Genomic DNA, 18,444 nt, shown 5'->3' with positions numbered 1-18,444 from the left:
CGGCGGGAAGCAGCGGCCGCACAAGTAACGGCCCCCTGCAGCTCCGGCCGTCGGAGTGGGCGCGAACGGCAACGTACGCCAGGCCCGTCCGTCCAGGTCACTGATAGCGCGCGATCTCGTTGGGCGGGCGCACTCGCGCACATTTCCGTTCCATCACCCCAGCGCCTTCGGCGGCGGGTCCACAACCTGAAGGAACGTCGCTTGTCGCCACCGCCGCCCGCACGGGCTCAGAACCGGTAGCGGAGAATGCGTGCTCCTTGCCGGGACAAGGCCGTGCTGCGGGCGGTGAGACGGGTCAGCGCGCGCAGGGGTTGCGGGAACCGGGCTATTTCCGGTGCGCGGGTGAGGATCTGCTCCTCGATGAGTTCGAGGCCGGCGTGCCAGGACTCTGGTTCGCGTGGGTCGTCGAAGCCCTGGGCGGCTGTGATGCCGAGTGCCTTGATGGTCGGGTGGTACTTCATGGCCCAGGCGGCGAAGCGGGTGTAGCCGTTCAGCGCGAGCTCGCCCGATGGGAAATGGCCGGCCAGCGCGCGGGTCATCGTCTGGAAGGAGTCGCCGGGCATGAAGGGGAGCAGCCCCTCGGCGACGATCATCGCCGGCCGGTCACCGGGGACGGCTGTGAGCCAGTCCGAGCCGGTGAGGTCGGCTCCGACCAGGTGGGAACGGCCGGGCAGACATTCGGATCGCAGGTCCACCACTTCCGGGAAGTCGATGTCGTACCAGTCGACGCCGGGCGGGGGATCACAGCGGAACATCCTGGTGTCCAGGCCGCAGCCCAGGTCGAGCACCACGCATCCGGGATGAGCGGCGATGTAGGCGCGGACGACGCCGTCGAGCTTCTTGGCGCGCAGTGCCGTGGTGAGGACGAGGTTGGGCTTGACCTTCAGCTTGCCGAAGTCGTAATCGATTCTGCCGGCCAGGTCGGCGGAGAGCGTATCGCCGAGGATCGGGCTGGGCTGCCCGGCGTCCAGGGCTCTGGCGTGAAGAGTGAGCAGCAGCGTTTCCTGGATCAGCCCGAGCTTGGGTTGCCAGCGGTGCATGGGGGTTCCTTAACGGCGTAGCGGATGACGGGCCGCGAGGTTCTGCAGCCACGTCAGGGAGTCGTGGGCGGCCTTGATGCGCTCGGTGCGGTGCCCCTCGCCGCCCGCGATGTCGACCCCTTCGTCAGCGATCTCGCCGAACGCGCTCAGGCTTTCGAGCTTGCGCTGGATGACCTTCTGCCAGGCGTCGTCTTCAATGCGGTAGTAGGAGACGCGATCCCCGGGCCTTCTCACCTTCTTGACCAGGCCGATGGCCGTGAGAAAGCGCATGTTCGAGGTGAGCGAGGCCCGGCTGGCCTGGATCACGTCCGCGATCTGGCCGGCTGACTGCTCGGCCGGATCGCAGATCATGAGCCAGCCGAGGATGCGTCCGGTGATGGGCGGCAGCCCCCACTCCTCGACGCAGAAGGCCGCCACCCGTTCCACCCAGCGGAGCAGCCGGTCCTGCTGTTCCTCAGTGCTCATCGTCGCGTCCTCCGTTGTTGATCGTGCGCCGGTTCACTGTTTCATGGCGGCCACCGACTCGTAGGTGGGTGTCGGGGTGATGTCCGCGAGCCGGGTCCTGCGCAGGTAGAGGTCGAACCAGTCGATCGCGAGCGCCATCGCCTCTTCCAGGCCCGGGCCGGTGTAGAGGCCGAGCACGTCGTAGGGCAGCACCGCGAGCCGCTTGGGCTCGCCCGCCTTGGCGAAGGCGCTCTGCGCCTCCTCGAGCACGTGGTACGGGTCCCAGCCGCCATTGGCGATCATCAGCAGCGGTGTCGGCGCGAGCCGGTGGATGAGGTTCTCCGGGGCGAAGGTGAGCAGGTGCTCGGCCGAGTCGAGCGTCTTCTCGTTGCGGTAGGCAGGAAACAGGCGGGTCGACATGTCCGGGGTGTCCTTCACGCTGTCGCCCTCCAGCGTCAGGTGCGGCACGCGAGCGCTCTGCCCGCCTTCGTAGCGCCGCTGCCAGTCCTGCTGCAGTTGGTCGCGCAGCGCGTGGACACCGGCGCGGCCCAGGAGGCGTTCCAGGTACCGCCAGCCGTTCCACACGCTCGGACTCTGCACCACGACGCACTTGATGCGCCGATCGAGCACTGCGGCCTGGGCCGCCACCGAGCCGCCGATGCTCACCCCCCACACCCCGATCCGCTCCGGCTGCACTTCGGGGCGGGTCTGCAGGTAGGACACGGCGCTGCGGAAGTCCTCCACCTGCCGCTGCGGGTAGTCCAGGCCGCGCGGCTCGCCTTCGCTGGAGCCGACCGTGCGGTAGTCGATGGCCAGCACCGCGAAGCCGGCCTTGACGAAGTGCGGCGCGAAGAACGCCAGCGCCTCTTTGACCATCACCCCGCTGTGCCCGAGCACCAGCCCGGGGACCGGGTCGCTCGTCTCGGGCAGGTAGAGATCCCCCGCGCAGCGGGTGCCGAGGCTGTTGAAGGTCACATGTTCCATGGCTCGCTCCCTACAAGATAGCTAGTAATTTCAAACATGACTGAAATAGCTAGCAATGTCAATCCGGAAGGCTGTACAGGGAAGAGGTGGCGCACCGCCGCTCACTCCGGCGCATCGGCGGCATCCGCCACCCGCCGCAGCCGCGTCCGCACCCTGGCCCGCCTGGCCGCCGTCACCGGCCCGCACCACCCGGTCGCCGACCTCGACTGCGACCACTACGCCGCTACCATGGCCCACTGGGACGATGCGGCCGCGGCGACCTGGAACCGGCCCCTGTCGGCTCTGGTCTCCTTCACCACTTGGGCCCAGCGTCAGGACCTCCTGGCCGGCTCGGCGCGCGGGTAGGACAGGCGGCCGCGGCCGGTGATGGGGCAGATGTCGGCGGCTGCGGGCGCGCGTTCCGGCGCGCCCGCGCCTGCACCAGCTCCGGCACAGCGCGCTGACCCACCTGGCCGCCGCCGGCCGCACCGCCCTGGAGCTGCAGGCCAAGTCCCGCCACCGGCACCTGTCCAGCCTCGGCCGTTACGTCCGCCTCAGCGAGGAGACCTCCGCGCGCGTCACCGCCGAACCCGACCCCGCAGCACGCCGCCGGCTCCGCTGACCTCCCCGAAGTTCTTCCGAAAGCTCCGATGCCGACGCTGACCCGGGGCAGCGGTTAACCGGCCGGCCCTGTGTCTCCCATTTGGTCGGTCCCCTCGCGAGCGCGACGGTCGTCGGTGAACGGCTTCTCCAGCCGGGCGGCGGGGATGGCGCGGTCGCCGCGGCGTACGGTGGCGCGCCGCTCCAGACGCCGGCATCGGCCAACGAGAATCACTGCTATTAGTAGTTGTTCGATCACTTTTTGTGATCGGCTGGGACTGCCCTGAAGGTCATGAATCGCGACCGTCCCGCCCACGCCACAAACGCAAAGGAGTCCCCCATGAAATCTCGCCTCGCGTCCATCGCCGTCGCTGCCGCAGGCGTCTCCTTCAGCCTGCTGGCCGCCGCCGTTCCAGCCCAGGCCGCCACTGGCGAGGTGGTGGAGGCCTGGCGAGAACGAAGCCGCGGCGTGGCTTCACACCGGAGCCACTGGGCTGCACGCGCGCACCGTAACGCCGCCTCCAGCCGGACCGCACCGCCTGGATACCAGTAACCGGCCAGGCGCGCAGCGTGAACAATGCCGGTGATCATCCGCTGTCGCATTTGTCCGGCACATGCCCTGCTTGTGTCCTGTTCACGGTCGCCCGAGGACAGGAGCCTGAGAAGAGCATGAAGACGTCGGAAAGGGGTTCCATGGGAAAGTTACTCTCCACCGTGGCGGCAGCCGCCGCAGTCACGCTGGTCGCCGCGCTGGCGCCTGCCGGGTCTGCGACGGCCTCGCGCACGTCGCCGTCCGCGTGCGGCCACATCGGTGACAAGGACGCCGCCATCCGCGATTTCGTGGAAGGCATCAAGAAGGATTGGGACCTCGACGTCAAGGCCCGCGACTACGAGGTTCAGGCGCACGGCGGCGAATGTGTCATCCAGCCCAAGGGGACTCGCCCCGTCACCAGTGGGGCCGAGGCGCGATCCGATGGTTCGACGACGACGAGCATGACCACGGTCGAGACGATGCCGGCTTCGGCAACGCCCACGGACGGCGACGCGACGATCCAGCAGGAGGTGGCCTGGCAAGCCCCCAGTTGCTACGAATGGGAGGACGCGGAGCACATCGGCTGGATGAGAGCGTGCGGGCAGTGGGCGCGCATGGACTACGCGGCGGCGACGCACAAGAACTACGCCTTCCGCATGTACGCGTCATGCCATGCGCTGGCGGGTCACGCCTTCGATCAGGTCAACGAGTGTTACGTGGCCGCGGAGCCCTTCGGGAACGACCCGAACATCGTGTGGAACGACTGGGATCCCAAGGCGACCCTGGAATTCAATCCCTGTGGATCCATTCCCATCGGCCTCTCTGTGGGCCCGTTCTCGACGTCCTACACGATCAACAGCTGCGAGAAGATCGTCCCGTCGGACAGCCCGAACCCGGGGATTCCCGACTGGCGAGCGACCTGGGTGGGCAAGTCGTACTACGAAGAGGATGTGCGACAGACGGCGGCCCTCGTCGCCTTCGGCGCTCCCAAGTCCTACCAGTCGTCACCGAGCCTCTACTTCAGGCGGGGATTCACTCACGAGGAATGCGTCTGGCCGCCGACTCCCTCTCCCTACTATCCCTGGTGCGCCATCTGATCGATGCCTTCCGCATGGGACGGCATGTGACGGGGCCCGCGCTGCTCCTGGCTCTCGTCCCCCAGTCGACCTACAGGAACGTGCGGGCAGGAGCGGCCGGGTACGATCGGACAGCGTGTCCGCCGGGGTGAGTCGTCGAGCCGTGCTGGCGGGGGTGGCGCCCCTGCTCGCGCTGGCCGCCGCCTCCTCGCCGACTCGTGAGGCCCCTCACGCCATTCAGACCGACCAGGCCGCCGGGCTCGCCGGCACGCGGGACGAGCCGTGGCCGGGGGAGATGCGGGTGGCGCGGGGCACGCGGTCCCTCGTGCTGGGACACCGGGCCGATCCGGGCCTGCTCCAGGACCTCGCGCGCCGGGCCGACATCGCGGGGGAGCGTGTCTCCGGCGTTCTCCGCGTGCCCGTGCGGCCCCTCGTGCTCGTGCCCGCCTCCGCCGCCGAGGCCGCGCGCCTGGCCGGCGTGGCGGGCGTCGAAGGGCTGGCCGCCGTGGCCGACGGGAGCCGCGTCATCGTGGTCCCCGGCGCGTTCGACCGCCTCACCCCCACCGGCCGCGACATCGTGCTCACCCACGAGCTCACCCACGTCGCCGCCGGCACCGGCGGGCTGCCGCCGTGGCTGTACGAGGGATTCGCCGACTACGTCGCCTACCGCGACGCCGGCCTGAGCGTGCCGGTGGCCGCCGCCGAGCTGGCCGCGGAGGTCCGGGCGGCGCGGGCGCCGCGCCGGCTGCCCGGGCCCGGCGACTTCGCGCCCGGCTCGGCCCGGCTGGCGGCGGTCTACCAGGAGGCGTGGCTCGCCTGCCGGTACGTCGCCGAGCGGCGCGGGGAGGACACGCTGGTGAGGCTCTACCGTGATGCCAGGACGCGGGGCGCCGACCGCGCGCTCGCCGCCGCCGGACTCCCGGCCGCGCGGCTGACGGCGGGGTGGCGCGCGTACGTGCGTGAGAAGCTGGCGTAGGGGGATCACGTGATGAACGACGGCCAGGTGGGGGACGCGGCCCGCGGGGCGGACGCGACCGGCACCGACACGACTCCGGGCGGCAGCGCCACGGGGCCTGCCACCGCGCGGCAGGCCGGGCTGGTGTGCGCCGGGCTGGGGATCGCGACCCTGGCCGTGGTGGTCGTCACGACGCCGTGGCGGGCGCTGCCCCCCTCCGCGCCGCACGTCGCCCCCGACGCCGCCCGTGACTTCAGCGCCGCCCAGATCGCGCACGCCGCCGCGTTCGACGCCGCCACCGGCGCGCCCGGCTACCTGTCGCTCGGCCTGAGCCTGCTCTTCGCCGGCCTGCTCGTCCTCACCCCGCTCGGCGGCCGGCTGCTCGGACGGCTCAGGGGCCCGTGGTGGCTGCGCGTCGTCCTGGGCGTGCTGCTGCTCACCGCGATCGTCGAGGCGGTCAGGTGGCCGCTCGGCATGTGGTTCGAGACCGAGCTGCGCGCGTACGGCCTGTCCACGCAGGACTGGGCGTCCTGGACGGGCGACCGCCTCAAGAGCATCGGCGTCAACGCCGCCGTGCTCTCCCTCACGATGGTCGTCCTGGTCTGGCTGGCGCGGAAGGTCCGGCGATGGTGGATCCCGGCCGCCGTGGGCGCGTTCGCGCTGACCGTGGCGCTCTCGTTCATCTATCCCGTGGTGGTCGAGCCGCTGTTCAACGACTTCCGCCCCATGCCGCAGGGCCCGCTGCGCACGAGCCTGCTGCGGATGGCCGAGCGCGACGGCGTGCCGGTCGAGGACGTGCTCGTCGCCGACGCCTCCCGCCGCACGACCGCACTGAACGCGTACGTGTCGGGCTTCGGCGCCACCCGCCGGATCGTCGTCTACGACACGCTGCTGCGCGCCCCGGGCCCGCAGGTGGAGCTGGTCGTCGCGCACGAGCTCGGCCACGCCGACAACGGCGACGTGCTGAGCGGCACGCTCGTCGGCGGGCTCGGCGCCGCCGCCGGCACCGTGCTGCTGTACCTGGCCTTCCAGCTCGTACGGCGGCGCACCGGAGTCGCCTCGGCGGCCGACCCGAAGGCCGTGGGCGCGCTGCTCGGCCTGATGAGCCTGGCCACCGTGCTGTCCGGCCCCGCCCAGAACGTCGTCAGCCGCCACGTCGAGGCCCGCGCCGACGTCCACGCCCTCGGCCTGACGAGGGACCCGGCCACCTTCGTCGCCATGCAGAAACGCCTGGCGCTCACCAACATCTCCGACCTGTCACCCGATGCCGTGGAGTACGTGCTCTACGCGTCCCATCCCTCGACCCCGGAGCGCATCGCCCTGGCGCGCGCGTGGGCGCGGCTGAACGGCGTGCCCACGCCGTGACCCCACGCGTCGTCATCGTCACCAACGACTTCCCGCCGCGCCCCGGCGGCATCCAGTCCTTCGTCCACGGCCTGGCCGTGCGCACCCCCGGCGTGGCCGTCTACGCGCCCTCCTGGCCGGGCTGCGCCGAGTTCGACCGCCGCCAGCCGTACCCGATCGTGCGTCACCCGACCTCGCTCATGCTGCCGACGCCCGCCGTCGCCCGCGCGGCGGCCCGGCTGGTGGCCGAGCACGGGGCGCGGACGGTGGTGTTCGGCGCCGCGGCCCCGCTCGGGCTGCTGGCGCCGCGGCTGCGCGCCGCCGGGGCGCGGCGGGTGGTGATGCTCACCCACGGCCACGAGGCGGCATGGGCGGCCGGACCGGGGTTCCGCTCGGTGCTGCGCCGCATCGGGGAGCACGCCGACGTGGTCACCTACCTGGGGGAGTACACGCGCGCCCGGCTGGTCGCCGCCATCCCCCCGGCCAAGCTCGTACAGCTGGCCCCGGGCGTGGACACCGGCCGGTTCCGGCCCGAGGCGGTGCCCGGCCGGGCCAAGGAGGAGCTCGGCCTGGCCGGCCGGCCGGTGGTGGTGTGCGTGTCCAGGCTCGTCCCGCGCAAGGGGCAGGACCTGCTGATCGCGGCCTGGTCGGAGGTGGTCGCGGCGGTTCCGGACGCCGTGCTGCTGCTGGTGGGCGGCGGCCCGTACCGTCGCCGGCTGGAACGGATGGCCGCCGGGCGGGAGTCGATCCGCTTCACCGGCACGGTCCCGGCCTCGGCGCTGCCCGGCTACTACGCGGCCGGCGACGTGTTCGCCATGCCGTGCCGTACGCGGTGGGGCGGGGTGGACGTGGAGGGGCTCGGCATCGTGTTCCTGGAGGCGTCGGCGACCGGGCTGCCCGTGGTCGCGGGCGCCTCCGGCGGGGCGCCCGACGCGGTGCGCCACGGCGAGACCGGCCTGCTCGTCGACGGGCAGGACGCCGGCGAGGTGGCCGCGGCCCTGGCCGAGCTGCTCGGCGACCCCGAACGGGCCCGCAAGCTGGGCGCCGCCGGCCGCGACTGGACCACCCATGAGTGGTCCTGGGACCTGGTCGCCACCCGTTTCCAGACGCTCCTCTGAGCCGGTCACCTCTTGACGGCGCCGATCGTGCGGGACCACTCCGACCACCGCCCGCACGCCATCGCCGCCAGTGATCCTACCTTTGGCGCATGCCAAGCTCGTACATCCCCGATGTGCCTTGACAATGGAGCGCGGGCGCACGTACAAGTGATCCTACCTATTGCGCGAAACAGGCGGCTGCCGCTCGGCCGGCGCCGCAGCGCGCTCCCATAATGGTCGGATGAGTCGGGGTCTCCCTCGGAAGGGTGGCACGAGTGAACAAACTCTTAGCGGCCGGTGCGATCACGGTCGCCGTGGCCCTGGCATCCAGCGGCTGCTCCAGCGGCACCTCCGGGACCGGGCAGTCCTCGGCGCCCTCCTCGGCGGGCGGCAAACAGAAGGTCTCCTTCCTCGTCTTCCCCTCGCCCAACCTGCCCGAGTCGTACTGGAAGGCCCAGGTGGAGCTGGTCACCAAGGCCCACCCCGACCTGGACGTCGAACTGGTCGCCGCGCCGTCGGAGTCGGAGCGCAACGACTACGCCAAGCAGCTCGCCGCCTCCGGGCAGCTTCCCGACGTGCAGATCGGCATGCAGGACCTCGTCGCGCTGGAGTCGCACCTCGCGCCCTGGACGGAGGCCGAGCTCAAGGACTTCCTCTGCCCCACCTGCGGCGCGGTCAACGGCAAGGTCCTCCAGCTGCCGACCAACACGCAGACCATCCCGAACGTCTTCTACAACAAGAAGCTGTTCGCGCAGGCCGGCATCGCCGAGCCGCCCAAGACCTACGCCGAGCTGCTCGCCGCCGCCGAGAAGCTCAAGGCCAAGGGCATCACCCCGTTCGTCAGCGGCGGCGCGTTCGTCACCTCACAGCCGTGGACGGCGATCCTCGCCACCGACCTGTACGCCAGGACGCCGGACTGGATGGCCAAGCGGCGCGGCGGCCAGGCGACGTTCGCCACCGACCCCGCCATGAAGGCCGCCACCCAGAAGTTCGCCGACCTCGCCGCCAAGGGCTACCTCGACAAGCGGCAGATCGGCCAGGACTACCCCAAGACGCAGGAGGCCTTCCTCGGCGGCAAGGGCGCGATGTACCCCATGGGCAGCTGGTTCGCCGCCGCGGCCGACCAGTCGGACATGAAGGACGACATCGGCGTGTTCGCCTGGCCCGGCGACGACGGGAGCCTGCACCTGCCGGCCTTCACCGGCGGCGGCCTGTCCGTCAGCGCCGATGCCCGCAACCCGGCCGCCGCCAAGGAGTTCGCGCTCGCCTTCCAGCTCACCAAGGAGAACCTCGACGCCTCGGTCAAGGCCGACGCGCTCTTCCCCGCCGTCAAGGGCTACACCCCGCCCTCCGACACCGGGCCGGTCTTCAAGGCCGTGTACGACCTGTGGCAGAAGGCGGTCACCGAGAAGGCCACCGTGCCCGCGTTCGGCTGGGAGGCCGGCGACGCGGCCATGCTGCCCGGCATGCAGGGCAAGTTCTGGTCCACCGCCCAGGACCTCGTCAGCGGCAAGAAGAACGTCGACCAGGCGCTCGCGTTCCTCGACACCGAATGGGAGAAGACCGGGTGACGATCTCTTGACGGCCGTCGACACCACCAGGCGCGGGCCCGGCCGCGCCACGTCGGGGAGCCCCGGCCGCCGGAGCGCACCCCGGCGGCCGGCCGGGCCTGGGCTGTGGCACTTCCTGACCTTCGCCGCGCCCGGCACGCTCATCTACCTGTGCCTGGTGGTCCTGCCCATCGGGCTCAGCTTCGGCTACAGCCTCACCAACCAGGCGCTGCTGCGGCCCGACACGCAGTTCGTCGGGCTGCGCAACTACCGGCTGCTGCTGCAGGACGAGACGTTCCTGGAGTCGCTGCGGGTCACCTCGATCCTGACCCTCATCGTGGTCATCGTGCCGAACGTGCTCGGCGTCGCCATCGCCGTGCTGCTCGACCGGCGCGGCTGGCTCTACAACGCGCTGCGCAGCGTGTTCTTCACCCCCATGGTGATCAGCTCCGTGGTCATCAGCGTCATCTGGACCCGCATCCTCGCCGACGACGGCCCCGTGAACCAGGCGCTGCGCGGCCTGGGCGTGGCCGAGCCGCCCGGCTGGCTGTCCGACCCCGACCTCGCGCTCTACTCGCTGTCGTCCATCGTCTGCTGGCAGATGCTCGGCTTCTGCGTCGTCGTCTACCTCGCCGGCCTCCAGGGCGTGCCGCAGGAGCTGGCCGAGGCGGCCGCGATCGACGGCGCCGGCCCGGTGCGGCGCTTCCGCAGCGTCACCTGGCCGCTGCTCGCGCCCGCGCTCACCATCAACACCGTCGTGCTGCTGATCTCCGCGTTCAAGATCTTCGACCACGTCAAGGTCATCACCAACGGCGGCCCCGGCACGGGCACCACGGCGACCGTGGCGTTCGTCGTCCTCCAGGAGGGGTTCGTGGAGAACCGCACCGGCTACGCCTCCGCCGAGGCCATCGTCATGCTCGTCCTCATCGCCGCCCTGTCGGTCGTCACCCTGCGGTTCCTGCAACGCCGGGAGGTCCAGCTGTGACCGGATCGCGCGTGCCGTGGCTGCGCCCCCTCGTCGCGCTGGCCGTCGGCGGTGTCTTCTTCATCCCGCTCTACATCGCGCTGATCAACGTCTTCAAGGACAGCCGGCAGGTCGCCGGCGGCGCCATGACGCTGCCCGCGCCGCCCACCCTGGACAACCTGTGGCGCGTCCTGACCGGCCCCGACAGCCTCTTCTGGTCGTCGCTGCGCACCAGCGTGCTCGTCACCGGGCTGTCGATCGTCATCCTGACCCTGCTGTCGGCCATGCTCGGCCACTACCTGGCCCGGCGCTCCGCCCGGTGGTCCAGGGCCATCATGGTGCTGCTGCTGTGCGGGCTGATGATCCCGCCGCAGGTCATCCTCATCCCCATCACGCAGGTGCTGCGGACCCTCGGCCTCATGTCGACCCTGCAGGGGCTCGTGCTGTTCAACGTCGGCTACTACGTGCCGTTCGGGGTCTTCGTCTTCTCGGGGTTCATGAAGGGCGTCCCGAAGGAGCTGGAGGAGGCCGCCGCCATCGACGGGGCCACGCGGTGGCAGACGTTCTGGCGGATCGTCTTCCCGCTGCTGCGTCCCGCCACGGCCAGCGTGCTCATCTTCCTCGGGGTGTGGATCTGGAACGACTTCATCAACCCGCTCATCATCTACGGGCCCCGCGAGGGCACCACGATCATGACCGGGATCTACAAGTCGCTCGGGCAGTACGCGGCGGACTTCGGCGGCATGTTCGCCCTGATGTTCCTGGCCACGCTGCCGATCCTGGTGTTCTACCTGCTGCTGCAGAAGCAGTTCGTCAAGGGCCTCACGGGAGGCGCCACCAAGGGCTGACGCCTCCCGTGGGCCGCTGCGTGGCGCTAGTTGAGCTCGAGCTTGCTCTGGATGGCGACGAGGATGTCCCTCATCTCGAACTGCGTCTGCTGCATCGTCGTCATCGTGCCTTCCATCGTCGTGAACCTACGGCTGAGAACCTCGACCTTGGTGTCCAGCGCGGTGACCCGGCTGTCCAGGGCCGTGACCTTGCCGTCCAGGATCTTGACCTGGTTGGCGACGCTGTTGATCCGCTCGGTCAGTTGCTGGCCGAGCTCCATCTGGTCGGCGCGGGCCTGGATCAGCTTGTTCTCGATCGCCGTGCCGAACTGGAGCGCCGCGTCCTTGATGCTCAAGGGAATCTCCCCTACCGTCGTCGGTAGGGACCGGGGATGTTCAGGATCTCCGGTCCCGAATTCTTGGGGCAAGAGTACTCAGGCGGACGACGAATCCGAGAGCCTTTTCCGGACGTCGATTCGACATTTTCAAGGCGTCTACCTGGGCAAATGCCGAGATGTCCGGAAAAGTTCACCAGGCGTCGACGGTCATCCCGCCGCGATACCGGACAGAAGCTCACGCCAGTGTCGTGCAGAATTCCGTCATGACACCGACGTGAGGAGCGCCCCGTGAAGATCGGCGACCTGTCGCGCGAGACCGGCGTGAGCGTCCGCCTGCTCCGCTACTACGAGGAGCAGGGGCTCCTGGTGGCCGAGCGGGGCAGCGGCGGGCAGCGGCGCTACGAGCCCGACGCCCCGCTGGTGGTGCGGCGCATCCGCACCCTGCTCGACGCCGGGCTCCCGACCCGGGTGATCAGGGAGGTGCTGCCGTGCGTGGAGGGCGACGAGCAGCTCGCCGCCTGCACGCTCGTCCACCTGCGGGGCCGGCTGAGCGGGCTCGACGAGCAGCTCGCCGGCCTTCAGGCCACCCGTGACGCCCTGGCCGGGCTCGTCGCGTCCGTCGAGGGCACCGGCGCCCGCCTCACCTCCGTGGGCTGACGAGACCTCCGTGGGCTGATGACGTCTGGGGGACGGGTCAGGAGCCGTACAGGCGGTCCACGTCGGCGGCGAAGTCACGCAGGACGATGTTGCGCTTGATCTTGAGGGTCGGCGTCAGGTGCCCGCTCTCCTCGGTGATGTCGGCGTCCAGGATCGCGAACTTCTTGATCTGCTCCGCCTTCGACACCGTCGCGTTGGCCCGGTCGACCGCCTGCTGGATCTCGGCGCGCAGCTCCGGGTCGGCGCTCGGCTCCGCCGCCTTCCCGGCTCCTCCGCGCGTGGACCGCCAGTGCTCCAGCGCCTCGGGGTCCAGCGTGACCAGGGCGCCGACGAAGGGGCGGCCGTCGCCGACCACCACGGCCTGTGAGATGAGCGGGTGGGCCCGCAGCGCGTCCTCCAGCGGCCCCGGCGCGACGTTCTTGCCGGCCGCCGTCACCAGGATCTCCTTCTTGCGCCCGGTGATCCGCAGATAGCCGTCGGCGTCCAGCTCGCCCACGTCGCCGGTGTGGAACCAGCCGTCGCCGTCGAGCACCTCGCGGGTGGCGTCCTCGTCGTTCCAGTAGCCGCGGAAGATGTGGCGGCCCTTGGCCAGGATCTCGCCGTCGTCGCCGATGCGGATCGTCACCCCGGGCAGCGGCTTGCCGACCGTGCCGACCTTGTTGGCCCCCGGCATGTTGACGGTGCAGGGGGCGGAGGTCTCGGTCAGGCCGTACCCCTCGAAGACCTCGATGCCGGCGCCGCGGAAGAAGTGGCCGAGCCGCTCGCCGAGCGCGCCGCCGCCGCTCACGGCCGCCGACAGGCGCCCGCCGGTGGCCGCGCGCAGCTTGCCGTACACGAGCCGGTCGAACAGGGCGTGCCGCAGGCGCAGCCCGAGGGGCGCTCCGCCCGAGCTCTCGGCGCGGCTCCAGGCCACCGCCGTGTCGACGGCGCGGGCGAAGATCGCGCCCTTGCCGCCCGTGATGGCCTTCTGCTCGGCGCCGTTGTAGACCTTCTCGAACACCCGAGGCACGCCCAGCAGGAACGTCGGCCCGAACTCGACCAGGTCGGGTGCCACGTTCTTCATGTTCGGGGTGTGGGCCAGGACCGCGCCGGCCTCGACCAGCGCGACCTGGATCATGCGGGCGAAGATGTGCGCCAGCGGCAGGAACAGCAGCGCGGCCGGGGCCTCGCCGGTGAACAGCGGCTCCAGCGGCCCGCGCACCACGTTGCGCCCGGTGTAGAGCAGGTTGTCGTGGGTGATCCGGCAGCCCTTGGGGCGGCCGGTGGTGCCCGAGGTGTAGACGACGGTGGCGAGATCGGCCCCGCACACCCGCCGGCGGCGCTCGGCCACGTCCTCGTCGGAGACCTCGGAGGCGCCCGGCAGGCCGTCGAGCGCGGCCTCGACCCGCCACAGGTCCTTCAGGCCGGGCGCGGCCTCGCGCACGGTCTCCTCGTGCGCGTCGAGCTCGACGAACGCCGCCCGGGTCGCGCTGTCGGTCAGGATCCACCGGACCTGGTCGGTCGAGGACGTCTCGTAGATGGGCACGAGCACCGCGCCCACCGACCAGACGGCGTAGTCGATCAACGTCCACTCGTAGCGGGTGCGCGACATGAGCGCGACGCGGTCGCCGTGCTCGACGCCCGCCGCGATGAGCCCCTTGGCCAGGGCGACGACCTGGTCCCGCAGCTCTCCGGCGGTGACGGCGGCCCACGCGCCGTCCACCTTGCGCCGCATGACGACCCTGCCAGGCTCCCGCTCGGCCCTGTCGAACACTGTGTCGGGCAGGCTCGCGGTGGCAGGAACATCCACCAGCACGGGAACGCTGTACTCGCGCACGGACCAACTCCTCCAGGTGCACGCTTCGGGGACGGCCTGGACGTTACCGGGAGAAGTTACCCATCGGTAGTCTCGTCATCCAGGCGTTATGAAGCATTTCTCACGCTAGCAGCCGTCGATCGTGCGGCGGCCCGTTCGCAGCCGCCCGGGATTCCCGCTCGCGGGCCGCCACCGGCAGAGCCGAAGGCGCGCCTAGGATCTTCCGCATGCGGGTTCACGTCATCAGCGATGTGCACGGCCGGGCCGACGCGCTGGCCGCCGCCGGCGAGGGCGCGGACGCGCTCGTCTGCCTGGGCGACCTGATCCTGTTCGTCGACTACGCCGACCACGCGCGGGGCATCTTCGCCGAGTTGTTCGGCGCCGAGCGGGCCGCGGAGTTCATCGGCCTGCGCACCGCCGGGCGCTTCGACGAGGCCCGCGCCATGTCCGCCCGCCTGTGGGCGAGCCTCGGCGGCGACCCGCGCGAGCACATCGAGGGCCGGGTCCGGGCCCAGTACGAGCGCCTGTTCGCGGCCATGCCCACGCCCGCCTACCTCACCTACGGCAACGTCGACATCCCGCGCCTGTGGGCCGACTACACGCGCGACGGCCACCGGGTGCTCGACGGCGAGAGCGTGGAGATCGGCGGCCTGCGGTTCGGGTTCGTCGGCGGCGGCCTGCGCACCCGCTACCGCACGCCGTACGAGATCAGCGACGAGGAGTACGCCGCGAAGGTGGAGGCCGTCGGCGAGGTCGACGTGCTGTGCTGCCACATCCCGCCCGCGGTGCCCCAGCTCCTGTACGACGTGGTCGCCCGGCGTTTCGAGCGGGGCAGCGAGGCCACGCTGGAGGCGATCCGCCGCACCCAGCCGCGCTACGCCCTGTTCGGCCACGTCCACCAGCCGCTGTACCGGCGCACCCGCATCGGCCGCACCGAGTGCGTGAACGTCGGCCACTTCCGGGGAACCGGCGTTCCGTACGTCCTCGAATGGTGATCGGCGAATAGTGATCAGCGGGGTCCGGCGGTCCGCCGCAAGCGGCGGTTTCTGCATTACGGTGGTCGCATGGCTGATCGCACGACTTCGAGCACCGTCATCGACGCCGGCCGGGCCCGCGTCATGGCGATCATCGCCGACTTCCCCGCCTACCCGGAGTGGGCCGGCCAGGTGAAGAGCGCCGAGGTCCTGACCACGGGCGCCGACGGCAGGGCCGAGACCGTCCGCTTCGTCCTCGACGCCGGCGTGATCAGCGACACCTACACCCTCGGCTACACCTGGCACGACGACGAGAGCGTCTCCTGGCGGGTCGTCGAGCCGGGCAAGATGGTCGCCGAGCTGGCCGGAAGTTACCTTCTCGCCGAGGCGGGCACGGGCACCGAGGTGACGTACGAACTGGCGGCCGAGCTGAAGGTGCCGATGATCGGCATGCTGCGGCGCAAGGCGGAGAAGGTCATCGTGGACACCGCCCTCAAGGGCCTGAAGAAGCGTGTCGAAGGCCGCTGAGGTGGGGCCCCGGGTCCTGCTGTTCACCGGGAAGGGCGGCGTGGGCAAGACCACGGCCGCCGCGGCGACCGCCACGCTCGCCGCCCGGCGCGGCCTCAAGACGCTGGTCGTGTCCACCGACACGGCCCACTCGCTGGCCGACGCGCTCGCCGTCGAGCCCGGCGAGGTCGCTCCCGGCCTGCACCTGCACCAGGTCGACACGCAGAAGTCCCTCGAACGCCACTGGGGCGAGCTGCGCGACTACGCCCGCGGCCTGCTCACCGAGCTCGGCCTGGACGAGATCACCTCCGAGGAGGTGACGGTCCTGCCGGGCGCCGAGGAGATCATCGCACTGCTGGAGCTGCGCGAGCACGCCCGGTCCGGGGTCTGGGACGTCATCGTGGTCGACTGCGCGCCCACCGCCGAGACGCTGCGGCTGCTCGCCCTGCCCGAGGCGCTCGACTGGCACGTGAGCAGGCTGCTCCCCGTCGGCCGGAAGATCATGAAGCTGGCGTCGCCGTTCGTGCGGAGCGTCGCGCGCGTCAGCACCCCCGGCGACGAGGTGGTCGGCGCGGGGGAGCGCCTGCACCGCGCCCTGCTGGAGGTGCGCGAGCTGCTCACCGGCGACGGCGCGTCCGTGCGGCTCGTGCTCACGCCGGAGTCCGTGGTGCTCGCCGAGGCGCGGCGCACCCTCACCTCGCTCAACCTGTACGGCTACCGCGTCGACGCGGTCATCGCCAACCGGGTGTTCCCGGCCGGCGGCGCCGACGAGTGGCGCGCCCAGTGGGTGGACGCCCAGACGAGGCTGCTGGCCGAGGCCGAGGAGTCGTTCGCGCCGCTGCCCGTCCACGTCGTGCCGTACCTGCCGGCCGAGCCCGTGGGCGTCGACGCGCTGGCGGCCGTCGGCGAGCGCCTGTACGGCGACACCGACCCGTTCGGGCCGCCCCGAGTGCGCCCGCCGCTGCGGCTGGCCGCCGACGAGTTGGAGCTCGACCTGCCCGGCGCCGACCGCGACGACGTCGACCTGGCGCGCAAGGGCGACGAGCTGATCGTCACCGCGGGGCCGTACCGGAGGATCCTGGCGCTGCCGGTGGCACTGGCCCGCAGGGAGATCGCCGGCGCGGTGCTCCTCGACGGCGTCCTGCGGGTACGGTTCAGCTCGGGAGCCCGATCCGGCGCGACGAGCGGATCCGGCGGCCACGACGAAGGGCCGGCCGCCACGTGAGCGAGACGGGCGGACGCTCCGGAGCCAGGGAGGGCCAGATGACCGAGAACAACGACAGCGACCCCCGCGAGCGGGACCCCCGCGACACGGACGCCGGCGCCACCGGCCCCCACGGGGATCCGCTCCGCGACGCGAGCAACCGTGACGCGGGCGGCCGTGACGCGGGCAACCGTGACGCGGGCGGCCGTGACCCGCTGGGCCGTGACCCGATCGGCACGGTCGCGGACGAGGCGCGCAAGCTGTTCGACACGATCCAGGGACGCGCCACCCGCCAGGTCGGCCGGACGGTGCTCAACTCCTTCGCCGGCGGCTCGTTCGGCGGCGGCGGGCGCAAGGAGGAGGACGTGTGGGGCGAGGCCGTCTCCGAGCCCCATGACGAGTACATCTGCCGCGCCTGCCCGGTGTGCCGGGCCATCGCGGCCCAGCGCGAGTCCGGCGGCGACGTGACCGGCCACCTCGTGGCGGCGGGCGGCGAGCTGTTCGCCGCCTTCCGGCAGACGCTGGACGCGTTCAGCAAGCCGGCCTCCCCCCGTAGGCCGCGCGACGACCGGGAGCGCGGGCACGATACCGTGCAGCACATCGACCTGGGATAGGGGGCTACGGCAATGCTCACGATCGGCGTGGACATCGGCGGCACGAAAGTCGGGGCGGGTGTCGTCGACGAGAACGGCACGATCGTCGAGCAGGCGTTGCGCAAGACACCGGCCGACCGGCCCGACCTCATCGCCGAGACCGTGGCCGACGTGGTCCGCGAGCTGGCCGAGGGCAGGGAGATCGAGGCCGTCGGCGTCGGCGCCGCCGGTTTCGTGGACGAGACCCGGTCCGTCGTCCGCTTCGCGCCCAACGTCGCCTGGCGCGAGGAGCCGCTGCAGAAGAAGATCAGCGGCATGGTCGGCCTGCCCGTGGTGATCGAGAACGACGCGAACGCCATGGCCTGGGGCGAGACGCGGTTCGGCGCGGGCCGCGGGCAGTCCCACATCGTCTGCCTCACGGTCGGGACCGGCATCGGCGGCGGGCTCGTCTTCGACGGCGTCCTGTTCCGCGGCCACTGGGGCATGGCGGCCGAGCTCGGCCACATGCAGGTCGTGCCCGAGGGGCGGCAGTGCGGCTGCGGCCAGCACGGCTGCTGGGAGCAGTACGCCAGCGGCAACGCGCTGGTCATGGAGGCCAGGCGCATCGCCGAGGAGCAGCCCGAGCGCGCCGAGATCCTGCTCGGCCTGGCCGGCGGCAAGATCGAGGGCGAGGAGGTCACCGAGGCGGCCCGGCGCGGCGACGAGGCGTCGCTGGCGGCGTTCGCCACCCTCGCCGACTGGCTCGGCCAGGGCATGGCCGACCTCGCCGCCGTCCTCGACCCGGGCTGCTTCATCGTGGGCGGCGGCGTGTCCCGCGCCGCCGACCTGTTCCTCGACCGCGCCCGCGAGACGTTCACCCGGCGGCTGACCGGCCGCGGGCACCGGCCGCTCGCCGAGGTCCGCCTGGCCGAGCTGGGCGCCTCCGCCGGGATGGTCGGCGCCGCCGACCTGGCCAGGCACCGCTGACGGGATGACAGTCCGTCC

19 protein-coding genes are annotated in these 18,444 nt (G+C 71.5%); 14 read left to right on the top strand and 5 right to left on the bottom strand.

The window, feature by feature from the left end:
* Positions 1 to 227: 227 nt before the first annotated feature.
* Genes AB0H64_RS23245 through AB0H64_RS23235 form a run of 3 tightly spaced genes read right to left on the bottom strand, consistent with a single transcriptional unit; the run spans position 228 to position 2,468 of the window.
* Positions 228 to 1,040, bottom strand: coding sequence for a class I SAM-dependent methyltransferase (locus tag AB0H64_RS23245; protein ID WP_357627894.1), 813 nt, complete (start codon positions 1,038 to 1,040; stop codon positions 228 to 230).
* A 9-nt stretch (positions 1,041 to 1,049) separates the two neighbouring features.
* On the bottom strand, positions 1,050 to 1,505 hold the full coding sequence (locus AB0H64_RS23240) for a transcriptional regulator (protein WP_357627891.1): 456 nt from the start codon (positions 1,503 to 1,505) through the stop codon (positions 1,050 to 1,052).
* Between the two features lie 33 nt (positions 1,506 to 1,538).
* Positions 1,539 to 2,468: an alpha/beta fold hydrolase gene (locus tag AB0H64_RS23235; RefSeq protein WP_357627889.1), complete on the bottom strand. Its 930-nt coding sequence runs from the start codon at positions 2,466 to 2,468 to the stop codon at positions 1,539 to 1,541.
* Between the two features lie 36 nt (positions 2,469 to 2,504).
* Here AB0H64_RS23235 and AB0H64_RS23230 point away from each other — a divergent pair, with 36 nt between their 5' ends.
* The 8 genes from AB0H64_RS23230 (at position 2,505) to AB0H64_RS23195 (ending at position 11,413) form a co-directional block, all read left to right on the top strand.
* Complete coding sequence (locus AB0H64_RS23230) at positions 2,505 to 2,813, top strand: hypothetical protein (RefSeq protein ID WP_357627886.1); 309 nt, start codon at positions 2,505 to 2,507, stop codon at positions 2,811 to 2,813.
* A gap of 927 nt (positions 2,814 to 3,740) precedes the next feature.
* Complete coding sequence (locus AB0H64_RS23225) at positions 3,741 to 4,676, top strand: hypothetical protein (protein WP_357627883.1); 936 nt, start codon at positions 3,741 to 3,743, stop codon at positions 4,674 to 4,676.
* Between the two features lie 115 nt (positions 4,677 to 4,791).
* Positions 4,792 to 5,631 (top strand): hypothetical protein, encoded by an 840-nt coding sequence (locus AB0H64_RS23220; protein ID WP_357627881.1) that lies wholly within the window; start codon positions 4,792 to 4,794, stop codon positions 5,629 to 5,631.
* A 12-nt stretch (positions 5,632 to 5,643) separates the two neighbouring features.
* Entirely contained in the window at positions 5,644 to 6,975 is a 1,332-nt protein-coding gene (locus AB0H64_RS23215) for a M48 family metallopeptidase (protein ID WP_357627878.1), read from the top strand.
* Positions 6,972 to 8,072, top strand: coding sequence for a glycosyltransferase family 4 protein (locus AB0H64_RS23210; protein ID WP_357627876.1), 1,101 nt, complete (start codon positions 6,972 to 6,974; stop codon positions 8,070 to 8,072). Before AB0H64_RS23215 ends, AB0H64_RS23210 begins: the two co-directional genes overlap by 4 nt.
* Before the next feature lie 254 nt (positions 8,073 to 8,326).
* A complete protein-coding gene (locus tag AB0H64_RS23205) occupies positions 8,327 to 9,622 on the top strand; it encodes an extracellular solute-binding protein (RefSeq protein WP_357627873.1) in 1,296 nt (431 codons plus the stop codon).
* Between the two features lie 7 nt (positions 9,623 to 9,629).
* Positions 9,630 to 10,586 carry a sugar ABC transporter permease gene (locus AB0H64_RS23200; protein ID WP_357627871.1) on the top strand — a complete coding sequence of 319 codons (957 nt, stop codon included), beginning with the start codon at positions 9,630 to 9,632 and terminating at the stop codon, positions 10,584 to 10,586.
* Positions 10,583 to 11,413, top strand: coding sequence for a carbohydrate ABC transporter permease (locus AB0H64_RS23195; RefSeq protein ID WP_357627868.1), 831 nt, complete (start codon positions 10,583 to 10,585; stop codon positions 11,411 to 11,413). The genes AB0H64_RS23200 and AB0H64_RS23195 overlap by 4 nt, the downstream gene beginning before the upstream one ends.
* A 26-nt stretch (positions 11,414 to 11,439) precedes the next feature.
* Here the strand turns inward: AB0H64_RS23195 and AB0H64_RS23190 are convergent, their stop codons facing one another.
* Positions 11,440 to 11,748, bottom strand: a complete 309-nt coding sequence (locus tag AB0H64_RS23190; RefSeq protein WP_357627866.1) for a hypothetical protein — start codon at positions 11,746 to 11,748, stop codon at positions 11,440 to 11,442.
* Between the two features lie 270 nt (positions 11,749 to 12,018).
* Here AB0H64_RS23190 and AB0H64_RS23185 point away from each other — a divergent pair, with 270 nt between their 5' ends.
* Positions 12,019 to 12,387, top strand: coding sequence for a MerR family transcriptional regulator (locus tag AB0H64_RS23185; RefSeq protein WP_357627863.1), 369 nt, complete (start codon positions 12,019 to 12,021; stop codon positions 12,385 to 12,387).
* A 37-nt stretch (positions 12,388 to 12,424) separates the two neighbouring features.
* Here AB0H64_RS23185 and AB0H64_RS23180 read toward each other — a convergent pair whose 3' ends face one another.
* Entirely contained in the window at positions 12,425 to 14,203 is a 1,779-nt protein-coding gene (locus tag AB0H64_RS23180) for an AMP-dependent synthetase/ligase (protein ID WP_357627860.1), read from the bottom strand.
* A 206-nt stretch (positions 14,204 to 14,409) separates the two neighbouring features.
* On the opposite strand from AB0H64_RS23180, the gene AB0H64_RS23175 reads away from it, so the two are divergent.
* The 5 genes from AB0H64_RS23175 to AB0H64_RS23155 all read left to right on the top strand — a co-directional run bounded on the left by AB0H64_RS23175 (position 14,410) and on the right by AB0H64_RS23155 (position 18,426).
* The gene (locus AB0H64_RS23175) at positions 14,410 to 15,177 is read left to right on the top strand and encodes a metallophosphoesterase (RefSeq protein ID WP_357627856.1); all 768 of its coding nucleotides are present in this window, start codon (positions 14,410 to 14,412) and stop codon (positions 15,175 to 15,177) included.
* A gap of 69 nt (positions 15,178 to 15,246) precedes the next feature.
* Complete coding sequence (locus AB0H64_RS23170; protein WP_357627853.1) at positions 15,247 to 15,684, top strand: SRPBCC family protein; 438 nt, start codon at positions 15,247 to 15,249, stop codon at positions 15,682 to 15,684.
* Complete coding sequence (locus tag AB0H64_RS23165) at positions 15,668 to 16,888, top strand: ArsA family ATPase (RefSeq protein WP_357627850.1); 1,221 nt, start codon at positions 15,668 to 15,670, stop codon at positions 16,886 to 16,888. Before AB0H64_RS23170 ends, AB0H64_RS23165 begins: the two co-directional genes overlap by 17 nt.
* A gap of 38 nt (positions 16,889 to 16,926) precedes the next feature.
* Positions 16,927 to 17,481 (top strand): hypothetical protein, encoded by a 555-nt coding sequence (locus AB0H64_RS23160; protein ID WP_357627847.1) that lies wholly within the window; start codon positions 16,927 to 16,929, stop codon positions 17,479 to 17,481.
* 12 nt (positions 17,482 to 17,493) lie between these two features.
* Complete coding sequence (locus tag AB0H64_RS23155; RefSeq protein ID WP_357627844.1) at positions 17,494 to 18,426, top strand: ROK family glucokinase; 933 nt, start codon at positions 17,494 to 17,496, stop codon at positions 18,424 to 18,426.
* Positions 18,427 to 18,444 lie beyond the last annotated feature (18 nt).

Origin of the sequence: Nonomuraea sp. NPDC050733, assembly GCF_040654215.1 — a bacterium.
Lineage (GTDB): Bacteria > Actinomycetota > Actinomycetes > Streptosporangiales > Streptosporangiaceae > Nonomuraea.
Note: the sequence above shows the minus strand (reverse complement) of the source record. Positions and strands in the feature narration are given on the sequence as shown.

What these genes read in the sequence shown, in the direction of transcription:
- AB0H64_RS23235 (WP_357627889.1), bottom strand. Translation starts at nt 2,468, where the DNA reads ATGGAACATGTGACCTTCAACAGCCTCGGCACCCGCTGCGCGGGGGAT.
- AB0H64_RS23240 (WP_357627891.1), bottom strand. Translation starts at nt 1,505, where the DNA reads ATGAGCACTGAGGAACAGCAGGACCGGCTGCTCCGCTGGGTGGAACGG.
- AB0H64_RS23160 (WP_357627847.1), top strand. Translation starts at nt 16,927, where the DNA reads ATGACCGAGAACAACGACAGCGACCCCCGCGAGCGGGACCCCCGCGAC.
- AB0H64_RS23245 (WP_357627894.1), bottom strand. Translation starts at nt 1,040, where the DNA reads ATGCACCGCTGGCAACCCAAGCTCGGGCTGATCCAGGAAACGCTGCTG.
- AB0H64_RS23170 (WP_357627853.1), top strand. Translation starts at nt 15,247, where the DNA reads ATGGCTGATCGCACGACTTCGAGCACCGTCATCGACGCCGGCCGGGCC.
- AB0H64_RS23230 (WP_357627886.1), top strand. Translation starts at nt 2,505, where the DNA reads ATGACTGAAATAGCTAGCAATGTCAATCCGGAAGGCTGTACAGGGAAG.
- AB0H64_RS23215 (WP_357627878.1), top strand. Translation starts at nt 5,644, where the DNA reads ATGAACGACGGCCAGGTGGGGGACGCGGCCCGCGGGGCGGACGCGACC.
- AB0H64_RS23155 (WP_357627844.1), top strand. Translation starts at nt 17,494, where the DNA reads ATGCTCACGATCGGCGTGGACATCGGCGGCACGAAAGTCGGGGCGGGT.
- AB0H64_RS23225 (WP_357627883.1), top strand. Translation starts at nt 3,741, where the DNA reads ATGGGAAAGTTACTCTCCACCGTGGCGGCAGCCGCCGCAGTCACGCTG.
- AB0H64_RS23175 (WP_357627856.1), top strand. Translation starts at nt 14,410, where the DNA reads ATGCGGGTTCACGTCATCAGCGATGTGCACGGCCGGGCCGACGCGCTG.